Source organism: Flavobacterium branchiarum, from assembly GCF_030409845.1.
Lineage (GTDB): Bacteria > Bacteroidota > Bacteroidia > Flavobacteriales > Flavobacteriaceae > Flavobacterium > Flavobacterium branchiarum.
The window spans coordinates 1,489,852-1,506,359 of record NZ_JAUFQQ010000005.1 but is presented as its reverse complement, the minus strand read 5'-3'; the positions used below and the strand labels follow the sequence as shown (position 1 = coordinate 1,506,359).

Sequence of the window (16,508 nt, the reverse complement as noted above, 5' to 3'; positions counted from 1 at the left end):
ATTACTCCCGAAGAATTTTTAAACGGACAAGTTTTACTGATAGATAAGCCTTTAAACTGGAGTTCTTTCCAGGCAGTGAATAAATTAAAATACGCATTAATAAATAAGGTTGGGCTTCCTAAGAAGTTCAAAATTGGCCATGCAGGAACATTAGATCCTTTGGCTACTGGATTGTTGCTTATTTGTACAGGCAAGTTTACCAAAAGAATTTCTGAGTTGCAAGGCCAGGCCAAAGAGTACACTGGTACTTTCTCTATTGGAGCAACAACACCTTCGTATGATTTAGAAACTGAAATAGATCAAACTTTTCCAACAGCACATATTGATGAGGTATTGATTCATGAAACTGTTAAGCAATTTTTGGGCGAAATAGATCAGAAGCCACCAATATATTCGGCTATAAAAAAAGATGGAGTTCGTTTGTATGAGCATGCTCGTGCTGGTGAAACTATTGAAATTGCAAGTCGAAAAACTACAATTCATGAATTTGAAATTACAAGAATTGCACTTCCAGAAATTGATTTCAGAGTGGTTTGTAGTAAGGGAACTTATATTCGTTCGTTAGCATTCGATTTTGGAAAAGCTATGAATTCAGGTTCTCATTTAACAGCTTTACGTCGTACCAAAATTGGGGATTACGATGTGAAAGACGCGACTGATGTTACTTTGTTTGAAGAAAGTCTATAGGTGTCTTTTTTGAGAAAAACATAAATAATCATTTTCATAAAATAACCTAACACATTACAATTAAGATGTAGTAATGTGCTAGGTTGTAAATTTAAAAGTAATGTTATTCATTCTGTGTTTTTAAGAGTTAATAATGAGACGTTTTTTTTCCTCCAAATAAAATGGTCGAAAAGAAATTATAAAACTTTTCAAATAACTTTTTCATAATAGATGTTTTTTAAATTGTTAGACATTAAAGTAAACACCAAATAGTAAAAGCAAATAGCAGAAATGGGATTCTTGCTACAAGGTACGTTTTTTTTTGATTAAAATAAAAGTTTTAGCTCATTAATCTCTGTTTTTCAGTTGTTTGTGTTTTTTTGTGGAGGGGAAATTACAATTTTAGCAATTAGAAAAGGTTGTGATTAACGGTTTTCCATTATTTTCATAATTTCTTCTTGAGTTGAAATTCCTTTGTCGTGTAAGTACCACAATTGTAAATTTGTTTTAATGGTTTCATCAATAACTCCAAATTCCTTTTTATAATTAGTGACTAATTCAATAGCTCCTTTTGGACGAGGTCCCCAATCGGCAATAACTTCGAGGTTCTCTTTGTCAATAATGATTAATTTCGGAATTGCTTTTCCTCCATTCGTCAAAAATAAATTCATTAAATCAGGATTCTCATCACGAAGTACAATTTTTAGCTCAATTTTGTCATTAGATGCTGTTGCCATTTTGTAAATAATGGGTAACAATTGGGCTGCATCGCCACACCAACCTTCAGAAATAACGAGCCAAATATAATTCTTGCGCAGGTTTTGTAGTTTAGAAATTGTTGAATCGGTGATTTTTATTGTTTTTTCTAACCGATTCATTCGCGTTTCATTCAAACGACTGTAATTTGTTAGGTCCTCAGATTGTTCGTCTCCTGTTGCTTTTCCTTCGGCCAGTAAATCAGTAACTAGTTTACGGTATTCGGTATATGAATAACTGTTAGACAGTGCATTGGTAATACTATTTTGCATAAGTTTATTTTTTGTGTATGAATACAAATTTACAGATTTAAAAGAGATTGAGGCTGATTTTTGTCATGTTGCATCCTAAATACATTATTTAAATTAAGGTTTTTAAGTAAAAGATAGAAGATAAATTAATTTTTTCAAAACTCTATTTTTAAAAATCAGAATATGTCTATATTTGCACAAACCAACGCAACATAGAAATGAAATACAAAAGAATTCTTCTTAAACTAAGTGGAGAAGCTTTAATGGGAGATTTACAATACGGAATCGACCCAAAAAGATTGGACGAATATGCTGAAGAAATCAAGCAAATTCATGCAAAGGGAGTAGAAATTGCAATTGTAATAGGAGGAGGAAACATTTTTAGAGGAGTTTCTGGAGTAAGTTCAGGAATGGATAGAGTACAAGGTGATTATATGGGAATGCTTGCTACCGTAATTAACGGAATGGCATTACAAGGCGCTTTGGAAAATAAAGGAATGTTGACACGTTTGCAAACAGCTCTAAAAATCGAATCAATTGCAGAACCTTATATTAAAAGAAGAGCAGTACGCCACCTTGAGAAAAATAGAATTGTAATTTTTGGTGCAGGTACTGGAAATCCTTACTTTACAACAGATACTGCTGCAGTTTTAAGAGGAATCGAAATTAATGCAGATGTTATCTTAAAAGGAACTCGCGTAGACGGTGTTTACGATTCAGACCCTGAGAAAAACGCAAGTGCTGTAAAATTTGACTTTATCTCTTTTGAAGATGTACTTAAAAAAGGATTAAATGTAATGGACACAACTGCTTTTACATTAAGTCAAGAAAATAAATTGCCAATTGTAGTTTTTGATATGAACAAAATTGGAAATTTATTGAAAATTTGCGAAGGTGAAAATATTGGTACTGTAGTAAATATATAATTCAGTTGTGGTTATAGTCGTGATTATCGACTTGAACTGATAACTGAAATTGAAAACTGAAAACTTAAAAATATGACTGAAGAAATCGAATTTATCTTAGATAGCACTAAAGAATCAATGGCAAATTCTATTGCGCATTTAGAAAAAGAATTTCTAAATATTCGTGCAGGAAAAGCATCTCCAGCTATGCTAGGGAGTGTTTTTGTCGATTATTATGGTTCAGCAACACCGCTATCACAAGTAGCAAAAATTAGTGTTCCTGACGCAAGAACAATTACTTTGCAACCTTTTGAAAAAAACATGTTGCAAACAATTGAAAAAGCAATAATGGTTGCTAATATTGGATTTAATCCAATGAATAACGGTGATATGGTTATTATCAGTGTTCCACCATTAACAGAAGAGCGTCGTAGAGATTTGGCAAAACAAGCAAAAATTGAAGCAGAAGATGCTAAAATTGGTGTAAGAAATGTTCGTAAAGACGCTAACACAGATATTAAAAAATTAGAAAAAGAGGGAACTTCAGAAGATGTGTGTAAAAGCGCTGAAGAAGAAGTACAAAACCTAACGAACAGTTATATTAAAAAAATTGATGAATTATTGGCTAATAAAGAAGCTGAGATCATGAAGGTTTAATTTTTTTTAAAGTTTAAAAATCCGTCTTGTTAATTTTATACGAGACGGATTTTTTTATGCTTACTTTTGTACTATAACAGACCTAATTTGTAACATTGTTTTCTGTATGAAGTTATTGTGTTTCTTAACATTATTTTTCACGCTTTCTCTACAAGCGCAATTCCAGATAAACGGAATTGTAACTGAAAAAGTTACAAATAAACCACTCCCTTTTGCTACAATCAATACTAATGATGGGGTGAATTTTATCACTGATGTTAATGGTAAATTTACACTGGAATCTGATTCTAGTATTGAATATTTTACGGTTTCTTATGTCGGATATACTTCGGTTATAACACATACTTCTGCTGACAAAAAGTTTTATAAAGTTGGATTAGTAGCGTCTACAGCTGTTTTAAATGAAGTTATCATCTCAAACGATAACCAAGCTTTGGCTATTATAAAGAAAGCTATTGAGAATAAGAACAAGAATAATCCGCAAAAAAAGTTAGCCAGTTTTGAGTATAAAACGTATAATAAATTAATAGTTACTGCTAATCCAGATTCTATAAGTTCAAAGTTAGATTCCATTTTTGTGCAAGAAGCTATAGGTCGACGATTTATTAAAGTTGATTCTGCTAATTATAAATTCAAAGAGATTTCTAATAAACAACATTTGTTTCAAACCGAAAAAGTTTCACAATATCAATTTGAAAATAATAGACTAAAAGAAACAATTTTAGGAACAAAAATGGCTGGTTTCAAGCAACCTATCTACGAAGTCATTGCTTTTAACTTGCAATCTATTTCTATTTACGATTCAAATTATGAACTCTTCGAAACAAAGTATAATAGTCCAATTGCCAAGGATGCTTTAAAAGATTACAATTACAAGTTACTAGACACCGTTTTAATTAATGCTAGAAAAACATACATGGTTTACTTTAAAAACCGAATGAGGAAACCTGAATTGGGTCTTCAAGGGGTTCTTTACATTGATCAGGATAGTTATGCTATTGCAAAAGCAGTAATGCGAATTAAAGGTGTACTAGATATTAGCGGAACACATGAGTTTGATTATGTCCCTGACCAGGAAATATGGTTTCCTAAGGGATCTACTTTTAAAATTGTAAAAGGTAAGAACGACGACGATATTAAAATTCTTGGAGGAACAATTCAGTTTGATGGAGATGAAGAAAAAGAAGACTCACAAAGAAAAAAAGCAGCATCAGACTATACTTATTTAGAGTCAGAAAGCAAAAATTTTGATATTCATTATAATACTCCTATAGAAATAAAAAATCCTTCTATATATATTGAGATTAAAGACGATGCTATAAAAAAGACAGAAAGTTTTTGGAATAAATATCGAAAAGATAGTTTGGATATTCGCTCTCAAAGAACATATATGTTGCTTGACAGTATTTCATTAAAGAAAAGAATTGAAAGCAAAATCTGGTTTGGTAGAAAAATAATCAATGGGTATTTACCAATAAGTGTAGTCGATCTAGATTTAAGAAAATTGTTTAGTTATAATAATTATGAGGGGTTTAGACTTGGCCTAGGCGGAGTTACTAATGAGCTTTTTTCAAAGAAATATAAAATAGGTGCTTACGGAGGCTATGGAACCAAAGATGGAGCTTTTAAGTATAATTTAGACTTATCGACTCGAGTAGAAGGGTTTTCGAATACATGGGTAGGAGCGTCTTATACTAATGATGTAAGGGAGATTGGTAGTACTGTTTTTGCAGTTGATAAAAGAGTGTTTAAACTATATGATCCTCGACCTATAAACATTAGTACATTTTATAAGTATGTTAGTTGGAATGCTTATTTGACTACGCGTATTGTTCCAAAGACAGAAAGTTTTTTTGAAATTTCACGTTCTTATGTTGAGCCTAAATTTGATTATGCTTATAATCTAAACGGAAGGTTGTATACTAATTATGTTATGACAACAGCTATGCTTTCATTGGCTTGGAATCCTTTTAGTGATTATATGCAAACACCTAATGGTAGAATCGAGATTGAGAAGAGATTTCCAAAGTTTACAATCCAATACACACAGTCGTTGCCTCAAGTAGCAGAAAATGATTTTAATTTCTCTAAGATCGATTTTAAAACGGAGTACGAAAAAAAATATCTAAACGGACAAAAAACAAGTTTGCTTTTTCAAGGAGGTTATGCAATGGGAGATGTGCCTATTACCCATCTGTATAATACCTCTCCGAATAATATTACCAAAGAAACAATGATTCAGAGGATAACATTTGCAGGAAGAAATAGTTTTGAAACCATGTTTTTTAATGAGTTTTTTTCAAGCGAATATGCAATTTTTCAAGTTAAGCACGGTTTTAACCGCTTAAAAATAATCAAAAAAGTGAGACCCTCTTTAGTATTGGTTTCGCGTATGGCTTGGGGAAACATGAAAAAACCTGAACAACATGTTGGAATCGATTATAAGACTTTAAATAAAGGGTTTATTGAATCTGGTATAGAAATTAATCAGATATTTAATGGTTTAGGATTAAGCGGATTCTATCGTTATGGCCCAAATCAGTTGCCAAGATTTGAAGACAACATAGCCGTTAAATTGAGTTTTGTACTTAATTTAGGTATCTAAATAAAAAAATCCCATCCAGATTTGAATGGGATTTTTAAAACTATTAAGGTTTTAGAATTAAAACTGATGGCGTATTATTAAGCCATGTACTTTGAGATTCAATTAGTTTTTTCCAGCTGTCTAAACTAATAATCATTAAATCTTGATGCTCTAAAAATTCTTTTTTAATTGTTCTATCGTGCATTAGCATAATATGATTGGGAGCAATTTGTTCGATAGATCGGATAGATTCTTGCATGTCGCGAGTGTTTTTCAATTCACCACTAGCATCTAAAATCGTGATTTGGGAACCATTATTATTAATTAATTTTTTAGCATATTCAATAAGGAAAGCATCTTCTTTGCTGAAAATAGGCATGAAAACCTGATTGATTTCATTCAATTCCTTATCAATAAAAATTCCAACAGGCATTTTACTCTTAGTGATAACATGTCTCGTTCTTTCGTCAAAAGGAGAGTTTTCAAATAATCCTTCCTTTCCTGTGAATTTGTCGATTAAACGGTCTGGATTTACTATTCTGGTTGTGAATCCAAGTATCTTACCCAGTAGCGTTCCTTCAAAAATAGATTGTCCTAAACTAACTAATAATAAATCATATTCGCCTTGATTTGCGGTTTCGGTTATGTCAGCATCAATATCATTTGATAATTTAAAAAGACTAACCATGTTTTGATTTAAACTTTCTGATTCAGATATAACTGGTAAAAGCATTTCTCTCTCATAATCTTTCACTTCAAACGGATGTAATTCTGAGCTTAATGATAAGTGCATTGCAGTTACAATGGTGTTGTCAGGTTGTTTTTTAGTCAAGCTATTTGCAATTCGCAATAATGTTTTTCCTTTTTCGGGAGTATCAAATGAAAATAGAATTTTGTATTTGCTTTTGTTTCCTATTTCTTCTGGAACGATAGTTTTCTTGTCTTTAAAAATAAAGTTGATAAAATCTAAAGCAGGCCCAGTCATGAAGGTTGTAACCAATGCCATAATTACCATCATAGTGAATATCTCAGTAGATAAAACACCTAAATCGTAACCTATATTTAAAACAACCAATTCCATTAAGCCACGCGTATTCATCAAAGCGCCAATGGCTAAGCTATCTTTCCAGCTTTGGCCTACAAATTTGGCTGCAAAGGCACTTCCAAAGAATTTTCCAACAACTGCTACTGCAATGATTACTCCAGTAACTTTCCATAAGTAAGGGTCATTTAATAAGCCGATTTGCGTACGTAATCCTGTAAAAACAAAGAATAAAGGAAGTAAAATAATAACAGATACATCTTCAACTTTTTCGATAAAAATATTACGGAATTTATGGTTTTCAGGCATGATAGCTCCTGCTAAAAAAGCACCAAATAAGGCGTGAATTCCTATTAGCTCTGAAGCATAAGATGAAAATAAAAGTGTCAAAAAGAAAATAGCAACAACCGGTTTGTTTAAACTTTCACGAGTTGAATTTAAGTCACCTACACGTTTTAAAAACGGACGAACTATTTTAAGCATTACAATCACATATATGATTGCTAATCCTATTACGTATAAGGAACTAGTAAACGAACCTGCTTTTACAATAGCGATTACTACAGCTAGAATACACCAAGCAGTAATATCATCGGCGGCAGCACAAGTTATGGCAATGGTTCCGAGTTTGGTTTTTTGCATACCTCGTTCTTGAACAATTCTAGCTAATACTGGAAATGCAGTAATACTCATGGCAATTCCCATGAATAGTCCAAAAGAAGCAAATTCAACTCCAACAGGGGCGAAAGTATGATAAATGAAATAGGCTAAAGTTAAACCTAGAGCAAATGGAATTACGATACTAGCATGGCTAATAACAACAGACTCATGTGCTTTGTTTTTAAGTACTTTTAAGTCTAGCTCCATACCAATTACGAACATAAAAAGTATTAAACCTATCTGACTTAAAAATTGTAAATTCCCTAAAGATTCTTGTGGGAATAAGGTAGCTGAGAATTCAGGAAAGTACATTCCGATAAGGGATGGTCCTAAAACAATACCGGCAACCATTTCTCCAATTACAGAGGGTTGGCCAATTTTTCTAAAAACCCATCCGAAGAAACGTGCTACCAAAATAATTGTAATAATTTGGGCAAGTAAAATAGCAAGAGGATGTTGTAAATTGTCAATCATTGCCGAAAGGAAATCATTCCAATGGCTACTTTCAATTTTTTTCTCAACGATTTCCCTTCCTATTTCTAATGCTTTTCCTTTTGAGATTACCAAATAAATTAAAGCAGAAAATCCACCAATAATTATGAGATAAAATAATGAATTTTTGATGTTCTTCATATCACGTCATTTTGATTTATTGTGTAAAGATGCGGAGTGACTTTTGAGGAAAAAAGGAAATTCGGAGCTAATTCTAATTAGATGTAATAAGATGGGGAAATTATGTAATAACTTATATTTTTACTTTAAGTAAAAAGTCAGATCGGTAGGTTTCGCTCAAAGAAAGTGTAATGTTTGTTCCGTTTTTTCTTTGTTGATGCAGTACTATTTCGTTGTGATTGAAAAATTTAATAGCACTCATTGCAATTATTTCCTTTTTATTTACTCGGCAAAAATAGGACTCTGGCAATTGTTTTAGTAGTGAACCAAAGTTGATGTTTTTTAAAGTAAGAAAGCTTCCATCACTAAGAAGTACCGTTTTGTCTCGGCTGTCTGTTGTGGCAGTTTCTATGTATTGAATTTGATTAAAATACAATAAGGTTTTTCCTTTGTCTGTATTTAACTGCATGAAGGTTTTAACAGCTTCGGGTTTGTTGTATTGCTCAAGCGCCTTAGAAACGGCTTTTTGTAAACGCTCTAATTTTACAGGTTTTGTAATGTAATCTACGGCATCAATATCAAAAGCTTCGGCAGCATAATCTTTGTAAGCAGTACAAAAAACAACTAATTTGTTTTCGAGCAAACGAGCTAAATTTAATCCGTCAATTCCAGGCATTTCTATATCAGAAATTACTAAATCGAAATCTAGATTTGGAATTTCAGACAATAATTTTTCGGGATTATTAAACGCTTTTACAACCTCTAATTCGGGGATTTGCTCACATAGCATTTTTAGATAAGTTAATCCAGGTAACTCATCATCAAGTAGTAAGCATTTGAGTTTTGTATTCAAGTAGATTAATTTTTAAATGAGCAATGTAGGTATCGTTCTCTACAAATTTATCAAGTTTGAATTGATTTTTGTATATAATTTTTAAACGTTGTTCTAATGTTGCGTTTCCTATACCGCTTCGTTCTTTCTTTAGTACTTTTTTATCCGATATTTTATTAGAAACAGTTAGAGAGAAATTATTGTCTTTAAGTTCGAATATTACAGAAATAAAGGCGTCTGCATTTTGTATGTCGGCATGTTTAAAAGCGTTTTCGATTAAATCGATAGAAATTAAAGGAGCAAGTAATGGTTGCTCGTATAGTTTTTCGTCTTCTCCAATATTAGTTTTTACTTTTAATTCAAAAAGAGGACTGATTTTTATTTTGTTGATTTCGATTAAGTTCAGTGCAAATTCAATTTCTTCTTTTGGAGTTACTAGCTTTTTTTTGCTTTCGTAAAGAATGTAATCAAGTACGTTGGCCAATTTATCTAATGCAAAATAAGTTTGGTACGCATGTGATTGAATTGAATTAAGGATATTCTTGAAAAGATGTGGATTAAGTTTGGATTCTAATGTTTCTAATTGTAAATCATTTACTTTCATCTCTAGTAAATAGAAATTCTTTTCGGCTATTTCTTTGGCTTTTCTAGACTGAACCAATTGGTAGACGACATAGCCAATCAAGGCTACTAGCAAAAGAATTATTGCTAGTAGAAGATTAGTTATAGTAGTGCTTGTTTGCATGTTATTAATGGCTTGAAACAAATTTTAGTCCAATAATTGAAGCTATTAAAGTTGTTAAGAAAAATATTCTCCAAAATGTTGCAGGCTCTTTAAAAATAAGAATTCCAACCAGAACAGTTCCTACAGCTCCAATTCCTGTCCATACAGCATAAGCGGTTCCGATAGGTAAAACTTGCGTCGCTTTGTATAATAAAAGCATACTAATTGTAAGGCATACAAAAAATCCAATCATCCAGTATGTGGCTACAATTCCAGATGTTTCTTTGGCTTTGCCAAGACAAGAGGCAAAACCTACTTCGAATAGCCCAGCTATTACAAGTAAAATCCAATTCATTTTTTAGGGTTTAATAATTAATACAGAAGGCACATTGCTTAACCAAGTGCTTCTAGAGTCGACTAATGCTTTCCAGCTTTCCAAGCTAATAATCATTAGATCTTGTTTGTCTAAAAACTCCTTTTTGATGATTCTATCGTTCATCATCGAAATGTTTTTAGGAAAATTTTGCTCCAAGGTAGTAATAGCACTCTTAATTACAAAATTTGTCTCTATATTGCCATTTACATCTAGAAACATAATATGTGAATTGTTATTGAATATTAGCTTCTGTGCGTAATCTATCAAGAACATATCTTCGATATTAAAGATTGGTATAAATACCTGATTCACACTTTGTAATTCTTTATCTATCAGTATACCTAAAGGCATTTTGGTTCTAGATACGATTTGTCGCGTTCTTTCGTCAAAAGGAGAGTTTTGAAACAAACCTTCCTTGCCTATAAATTTATCAATAAGTCGGTCAGGATTAATAATTCGGGTAGTAAATCCAATTACTTTTCCTAATAATGTACCTTCAAAAATTGATTGTCCCAAACCAACTAATAATAAGTCATAATCGCCTTGATTTGCAATATCGGCAATGTCAGTTTCGATATCAATAGTTGCCTTAAAAATAGTTGTGATTTCTTGTTTCAGAATTTTAGATTCTTCGATTATAGGATTAAAACTTTCTTCCTCTTTGTGGTCAATATTAAAAGCGTGCATTTCATTGCTTAAGGACAAATGCATTGCTGTAACTTCTGAGGTGTCTTTTTGTTTTCTTACTAAGCTATTGGCTAATCGCAAAAGCGATTTTCCTTTTTCATTGTTTCCAAATGAAATTAAGACTCGGTATTTATTTTCTGTCAAAGGTTCTTCTTCAGCAGGAACTTCTTTGGTTTTAAATACATAATCAATAAGATCTAAAGCAGGACCTGTCATAAAAGTAGTTACCAATGCCATGATTACCATCATCGTAAAAACTTCGGGTGTTAGAACTTTAAGTTCCAATCCGATGTTTAGCACAACCAATTCCATTAATCCTCGGGTATTCATTAAGGCACCAATGGTTAAACTGTCTTTCCAGCTTTGTCCGACAAATTTTGCTGCAAAAGCACTACCAAAAAACTTACCGACAACAGCAACTAGAATTATCATCCCGGTTACACTCCATAAATAAGGATCATTAATAAGACCTATTTCGGTTTTTAAACCTGTGAAAACAAAGAAAAGAGGAAGAAGTAAGATTACCGATACATCTTCAACTTTTTCAATAAACATAGTTCTGAACTTAGGAACATCGGGCATGATTGCTCCTGTCATAAAAGCGCCAAAAAGGGCATGAATACCAATTACCTCGGTTGCATATGAAGAAACAATAAGAGTAAGTACAAAAATAGCAACAACAGGTTTGTCAATACTAGATTTCGAGCCGTATAAATCACCAATTCGTTTTAAAAATGGTTTTACAATGTAAAGCATTGCAAGAACATAAAGTACAGCCAAAGAGATAATGTATATAGAACTTACAAAAGATCCTGCTTTTACGATAGCAATAACAACAGCAAGCAAGCACCAAGCAGTAATATCATCTGCGGCAGCACAAGTAATCACAATGGTACCAAGTTTGGTTTTATGAATGCCGCGTTCTTGTACAATTCGAGCCAAAACAGGAAATGCAGTAATACTCATGGCAATACCCATAAACAAACTAAAGGATAGAAATTGAACTCCCTCTGGAGCAAAGCGGTTATAGACAAAATAAGCGAGACCTATACCTAGGGCAAAAGGAATTACTATACTGGCATGACTTATTACTACAGCTTCGTTGGCTTTATTTTTTAAAGCTTTTAAATCGAGTTCCATTCCAATGACAAACATGAAAAGAATTAACCCAATCTGACTTAAAAATTTCAGGTTACCTAATGATTCAACAGGAAATAAAGCCATCGAAAATTCTGGGAAATAGAGTCCTAATAAAGAGGGTCCTAGAACAATACCAGCAATAATTTCGCCTATTACAGAGGGTTGTCCTATGCGTTTGAAAATCCATCCAAAAAAACGAGCTACAAAAATGATTGTTATTATTTGCGCTAATAAAATAGCAAGTGGGTCTTGAAAATTGGATTGCATCGACGCAATAAAATCAAACCATGAACCTTTTCCAGATCCTAAAACTTCTATTGTTTTATTTGCTTCTAAGTATTTTCCCTTAGTGATAATCCAGTATATTAAAGCTGTAAAGCCTCCAGTTATTCCTATATAAAACAATGCGTTTTTGTAGTTCTTCATCCTGTATTTTAAATATTGTAATTATTTTCTCAAAAATAATACAAATATTAGAAAAGGATGCTAACAAATTGTATCAATTTCAGTCAATTTATTGTAAAAAATTAACGATAATTTATACATCTAACAACATAAAAGAGCAACCTAAATATATCCTTTCCTGTGTTTTTCATTACATTTGCAACCATTTTTAAAATTTTTATGAAAAAGAAATCGAATGTAGGTTTTTGGGAATTAATAGCTAGAATGATACTCAAAAATAGGATTGTAATTTTAGGGATTATAATTGCAATTACACTTTTCCTTGGTTACCAATGGAAAAACCTTGCTATGACTTATACAGAGGCCAACTTGTTGCCTAAGAGTCATATCGCAAATAAAGATTATCAGAAGTTTTTAGATAAGTTTGGCGAAGAAGGAAATCTTATAGTGATTGGTTTTAAGGATTCTACTTTTTTTACACCAAAAAAATATGCTGCCTGGAATGAATTAATGACAGGTTTAAGAAAGGCTAAAGAGGTCGATTTGGTAGTTTCTTTAAGTGATTTGAAAAAATTAGAAAAAGATACTGTAAACGAAAAATTTGTCTTAGCTCCGTTTATTGATAAAAAGAAAGCGCTTGATCCCGAGTATTTAAAAACGGTTCAATATGATTTGTTTCATAATTTGCCGTTTTATGAAGGACTTTTATTCAACAAAGAAAGTGGAAGTATTCGATCGGCTGTTTATATGAATAAAAAGCTTGTCAATACTGCGGAAAGAAAAACTTTTATTCTTGAAAATTTAGTTCCTAAGATTGATAAGTTCGAAAAAACTACAGGAATCGATTTGCGTGTTTCTGGAATGCCTTACATAAGAACAATCAACGCAGATAATATGAAAGGTGAAATTGGCCTTTTCATAGGTGCAGCTTTGCTTACCGTTTCGCTGATTTTCTTTTTCTTTTTCCGTTCATTTAGAGCGACTTTTATTTCCATCTGTATTTTAATTGTTGGTGTAATTTGGTCTTTTGGAACACTTGGATTATTTCATTATAAAATCACAGTTTTAACAGCTATAATTCCGCCTTTGATTATCGTTATCGGAATTACGAATTGTATTTTCTTGATTAATAAATACCAGCAGGAAATAAAACTACACAATAATCAGGCAAAGGCTTTGCAACGTATTATTTCTAAAATTGGAGTTTCGACTCTAATGACGAATCTTACTACTGCGGTTGGATTTGCAACCTTTATGATTACTGGAAATGATTTGCTTTTTGAATTTGGATTAGTAACATCTATTAATGTTATTTCGGTTTATTTCTTGACACTTTTAATTGTGCCAATTGTGTATAGTTTTATGTCTGTTCCAGATGAAAAACATTTGTACCATTTATCAAAAAACTATATTTCGGCATTGCTAAATAAGGTAGAAGATATTGTTAGAAACAAACGAAAAGTGATCTATATTGTTTACGGACTATTTTTACTACTTAGTATTATTGGGGTTTCACAAATGAAAGTTTCAGGAAGTTTGATTGGAGAAATGCCAAAGAGTGCTTCTTTCTTTAAAGATATTCTGTTTTACGAAAAGGAATTTAATGGAGTAATGCCATTAGAGATAATGATTGACACCAAGCGTAAAAAAGGGGTTATGAAATTATCGACAATGCGTAAAATGGATGAACTTCAGAGTACGATTGAAAGTATGCCAGAATTATCTAAACCAGTTTCTATTGTGAATTTGGTTAAATATTCGAAACAAGCTTTTTACAACGGAAAACCAGAGTATTATCAATTGCCTACTTCGCAGGAACAGACGTTTATTTTATCTTATGCTAAAAATGCAGTAAAAAACAATAAAGATAATTTAATGAAAAGTTATGTAGATTCGACAGGTCAATACGCTCGAATTACAACTTTTATGAAAGATATTGGTACTGATGAAATGGCCAAAGTAGAGAAGAAGCTTCATTCTAAAATTAATGAAATTTTCCCTAAGGATCGCTATGAAGTTACGGTAACAGGTAAGGCGTTAGTTTTCCAGAAAGGAACTTCATATTTAGTAGATAATTTAATCGAATCGCTAATTTTTGCAATTTTTGTTATTGCAGTGCTTATGTTGTATTTGTTTAGATCGTTTAAAATGGTTTTTGCATCAGTTATAACAAATATTCTACCGCTTTGTATTACGTCTGGGTTAATGGGGTACTTGGGTATTCCGCTTAAGCCATCAACGATTTTAGTGTTTAGCATCGCGTTCGGAATATCTGTAGATAATGCCATTCAGTTTATGGCAAAATACCGTGATGATTTATTGCAGAATAACGGGAAGGTCAAAAAATCAGTTTTCAGCGCATTGAGAGAAACCGGAATTAGTACTTTCTATACTTCGGTGGTATTGATTCTTGGTTTTGCTACTTTTACGCTTTCAAGTTTTAGTGGAACAATCGCTCTTGGAGGATTAATTTCATGTACGCTGGCATTTGCTATGTTTGCCAACTTATTAGTCTTACCAGCCTTGGTGTTGACATTCGAAAAGAAAAAAACTAAAAAAGAAGATAGTTTAGATAGTGCAAAAGGAGAGATTTAATCTCTCCTTTTTTTTTATAATAAATCCCCCATTGAAGTAAAGTTTCTCTATTCTCCTGCATAGGTTTGGATTGCAATTAAGGTGAATTATAAATACCTTTTTAATATTCTTTATTTTGATATTGAAAGTAAAATAGTACATTTGCAAAGTCATAGCTATCCAGAAAAAAGAAAAGAAACAGTTCAAGTAGTATGAAAAATTATTTTAGGGCTGTGGGTTTTTGACTAAATTAATTAAGTTTGTAGGGCTTGCTAAATTTTAAAAGAATAAAAAATGAATGTCAAGATAACAGAGAAAGACAAAATTAAAATAGGTAGTCCTGATGATTTATACGAAATCATGCAACGTATTTTATTGCGTGAGAATAGAATAGACCGTGAGAAGGAGCATTTTTGGATAATAGGTCTTAATACGGCAAACACTATTTTGTATGTAGAATTAGTGAGTATGGGTAGTGTGAGAGCTACTACGGTAGAACCAATGAATGTGTATAGAGTTGCTGTGCTTAAAGGGGCAACAAGTGTTGTGGCTGTTCATAACCATCCTAGTGGTAGAATGACTGCATCTGATGCAGATAAGGATATAACAGACAGATTGATACAAGTAGGTAAAATATTAGATATACAATTAGTAGATCACCTTATTATTAGTACAGAAAGGTATATGAGTTTTGTGAATACAGGCTTAATGCATGAGTTAGAACAAAGCTTAAAGTATGTTCCTTCTTATCTAATAGAAGATAGAATTCGCAAGGAAGTACTCGAAACGAAAAAGGAGATGGAGAAAACCATAAAGCTGGAAACGGATAGGCTTAAAGCGAAAACGGATAAGCTTAAAGCAAAAACGAATAAAATTCAAGAAACCGCAAATAAAATTAAAGAAACGGTTAGTAAACAGCAAGCGACTCTTGAAACAACAGTTACTTATTTATTAAATCAAAATATGACCATTGCACAAATAGCAGCTATTTTGAAACTTACCCCAAAAGAAGTAGAACAACTAAGTAATAAAGCGGAATAGTTGTTCTGTCTTTTTTTATTCTCTTGTGATAAAGCAACAGCCATCAGTGCGACTACAACTGAATTTGTCTGTCTATTTGTTGGTCTAATGAAATAAAGGTTTCTGTTCTCGAAACGCCTTCAATAGCCTGGATTTTAGTATTTAATAGCTGCATAAGGTGTTCGTTATCACGGCAGATTATTTTAATTAATATAGACCAGTTTCCTGTCGTATAATGACATTCTAAAACTTCGGGAATTTTCTTTAGTTCCTTTACAGCTTCGGGATTCCGAGCAGCTTTGTCAAGATATACCCCCACAAAAGCCATAGTATTGTATCCTAATACTTTGTTGTTAACAGTAAATTTAGAGCCAGATATAACGCCAGATTGCTCTAGTTTACGCAATCGCTGATGAATAGCTGCACCAGAGATTCCGATTTTATTAGCAATTTGTAATATAGGTTTTCGCGCATCTTCCATTAAATCTCTTAGGATTTCTTTATCGATTCCATCTATTTCAATAACCAGTGAATTGATTTTCATATATTTCGATTTGAAACTAATTTACGGAAATAAGTTTAAGTTGTAAATCAAATCTAGTGATAAAACTTCAATT

The 16,508-nt window shown here is 32.2% G+C and carries 13 protein-coding genes; 6 read left to right on the top strand and 7 right to left on the bottom strand.

The genetic code is table 11. The features are described from left to right. Window positions 1-687: a tRNA pseudouridine(55) synthase TruB gene (truB, locus tag QWY99_RS18470; RefSeq protein ID WP_290268254.1), complete on the top strand. Its 687-nt coding sequence runs from the start codon at window positions 1-3 to the stop codon at window positions 685-687. Window positions 688-1,091: 404 nt separating this feature from the next. Here truB and QWY99_RS18465 read toward each other — a convergent pair whose 3' ends face one another. Further along, window positions 1,092-1,694 (bottom strand): thioredoxin family protein, encoded by a 603-nt coding sequence (locus QWY99_RS18465; protein ID WP_290267186.1) that lies wholly within the window; start codon window positions 1,692-1,694, stop codon window positions 1,092-1,094. A 197-nt stretch (window positions 1,695-1,891) separates the two neighbouring features. Between QWY99_RS18465 and pyrH the strand changes: the two genes are divergently transcribed. The 3 genes from pyrH to QWY99_RS18450 all read left to right on the top strand — a co-directional run bounded on the left by pyrH (window position 1,892) and on the right by QWY99_RS18450 (window position 5,840). Further along, the gene (gene pyrH / locus QWY99_RS18460; protein WP_086896117.1) at window positions 1,892-2,599 is read left to right on the top strand and encodes a UMP kinase; all 708 of its coding nucleotides are present in this window, start codon (window positions 1,892-1,894) and stop codon (window positions 2,597-2,599) included. A gap of 72 nt (window positions 2,600-2,671) precedes the next feature. Next, on the top strand, window positions 2,672-3,235 hold the full coding sequence (gene frr, locus QWY99_RS18455; RefSeq protein ID WP_290267185.1) for a ribosome recycling factor: 564 nt from the start codon (window positions 2,672-2,674) through the stop codon (window positions 3,233-3,235). 106 nt (window positions 3,236-3,341) lie between these two features. Continuing rightward, window positions 3,342-5,840 carry a DUF5686 family protein gene (locus QWY99_RS18450; protein WP_290267184.1) on the top strand — a complete coding sequence of 833 codons (2,499 nt, stop codon included), beginning with the start codon at window positions 3,342-3,344 and terminating at the stop codon, window positions 5,838-5,840. Window positions 5,841-5,883: 43 nt separating this feature from the next. Here QWY99_RS18450 and QWY99_RS18445 read toward each other — a convergent pair whose 3' ends face one another. The 5 genes from QWY99_RS18445 to QWY99_RS18425 all read right to left on the bottom strand — a co-directional run bounded on the left by QWY99_RS18445 (window position 5,884) and on the right by QWY99_RS18425 (window position 12,318). After that, window positions 5,884-8,154, bottom strand: coding sequence for a cation:proton antiporter (locus QWY99_RS18445; protein WP_290267183.1), 2,271 nt, complete (start codon window positions 8,152-8,154; stop codon window positions 5,884-5,886). Between the two features lie 112 nt (window positions 8,155-8,266). Next, on the bottom strand, window positions 8,267-8,986 hold the full coding sequence (locus tag QWY99_RS18440) for a LytR/AlgR family response regulator transcription factor (protein WP_290267182.1): 720 nt from the start codon (window positions 8,984-8,986) through the stop codon (window positions 8,267-8,269). Continuing rightward, window positions 8,955-9,710, bottom strand: coding sequence for a sensor histidine kinase (locus tag QWY99_RS18435; RefSeq protein ID WP_290267181.1), 756 nt, complete (start codon window positions 9,708-9,710; stop codon window positions 8,955-8,957). The genes QWY99_RS18440 and QWY99_RS18435 overlap by 32 nt, the downstream gene beginning before the upstream one ends. Window positions 9,711-9,714: 4 nt before the next feature. Then, a complete protein-coding gene (locus QWY99_RS18430) occupies window positions 9,715-10,044 on the bottom strand; it encodes a DMT family transporter (protein WP_290267180.1) in 330 nt (109 codons plus the stop codon). Between the two features lie 3 nt (window positions 10,045-10,047). Continuing rightward, on the bottom strand, window positions 10,048-12,318 hold the full coding sequence (locus tag QWY99_RS18425) for a cation:proton antiporter (protein WP_290267179.1): 2,271 nt from the start codon (window positions 12,316-12,318) through the stop codon (window positions 10,048-10,050). A 198-nt stretch (window positions 12,319-12,516) separates the two neighbouring features. Here QWY99_RS18425 and QWY99_RS18420 point away from each other — a divergent pair, with 198 nt between their 5' ends. Together QWY99_RS18420 and QWY99_RS18415 are read left to right on the top strand one after the other, a co-directional pair. Then, window positions 12,517-14,892: an efflux RND transporter permease subunit gene (locus QWY99_RS18420; protein WP_290267178.1), complete on the top strand. Its 2,376-nt coding sequence runs from the start codon at window positions 12,517-12,519 to the stop codon at window positions 14,890-14,892. Window positions 14,893-15,165: 273 nt separating this feature from the next. After that, window positions 15,166-15,912: a JAB domain-containing protein gene (locus QWY99_RS18415; protein WP_290267177.1), complete on the top strand. Its 747-nt coding sequence runs from the start codon at window positions 15,166-15,168 to the stop codon at window positions 15,910-15,912. 52 nt (window positions 15,913-15,964) lie between these two features. Here QWY99_RS18415 and QWY99_RS18410 read toward each other — a convergent pair whose 3' ends face one another. Next, window positions 15,965-16,435 (bottom strand): Lrp/AsnC family transcriptional regulator, encoded by a 471-nt coding sequence (locus QWY99_RS18410; protein ID WP_290267176.1) that lies wholly within the window; start codon window positions 16,433-16,435, stop codon window positions 15,965-15,967. Window positions 16,436-16,508: the final 73 nt, after the last annotated feature.

Coding starts and splice junctions, on each gene's coding strand:
- QWY99_RS18465 (WP_290267186.1), bottom strand. CDS start 1,694: ATGCAAAATAGTATTACCAATGCACTGTCTAACAGTTATTCATATACC.
- QWY99_RS18430 (WP_290267180.1), bottom strand. CDS start 10,044: ATGAATTGGATTTTACTTGTAATAGCTGGGCTATTCGAAGTAGGTTTT.
- QWY99_RS18420 (WP_290267178.1), top strand. CDS start 12,517: ATGAAAAAGAAATCGAATGTAGGTTTTTGGGAATTAATAGCTAGAATG.
- QWY99_RS18415 (WP_290267177.1), top strand. CDS start 15,166: ATGAATGTCAAGATAACAGAGAAAGACAAAATTAAAATAGGTAGTCCT.
- QWY99_RS18450 (WP_290267184.1), top strand. CDS start 3,342: ATGAAGTTATTGTGTTTCTTAACATTATTTTTCACGCTTTCTCTACAA.
- QWY99_RS18425 (WP_290267179.1), bottom strand. CDS start 12,318: ATGAAGAACTACAAAAACGCATTGTTTTATATAGGAATAACTGGAGGC.
- QWY99_RS18445 (WP_290267183.1), bottom strand. CDS start 8,154: ATGAAGAACATCAAAAATTCATTATTTTATCTCATAATTATTGGTGGA.
- QWY99_RS18435 (WP_290267181.1), bottom strand. CDS start 9,710: ATGCAAACAAGCACTACTATAACTAATCTTCTACTAGCAATAATTCTT.
- QWY99_RS18410 (WP_290267176.1), bottom strand. CDS start 16,435: ATGAAAATCAATTCACTGGTTATTGAAATAGATGGAATCGATAAAGAA.
- pyrH (WP_086896117.1), top strand. CDS start 1,892: ATGAAATACAAAAGAATTCTTCTTAAACTAAGTGGAGAAGCTTTAATG.
- frr (WP_290267185.1), top strand. CDS start 2,672: ATGACTGAAGAAATCGAATTTATCTTAGATAGCACTAAAGAATCAATG.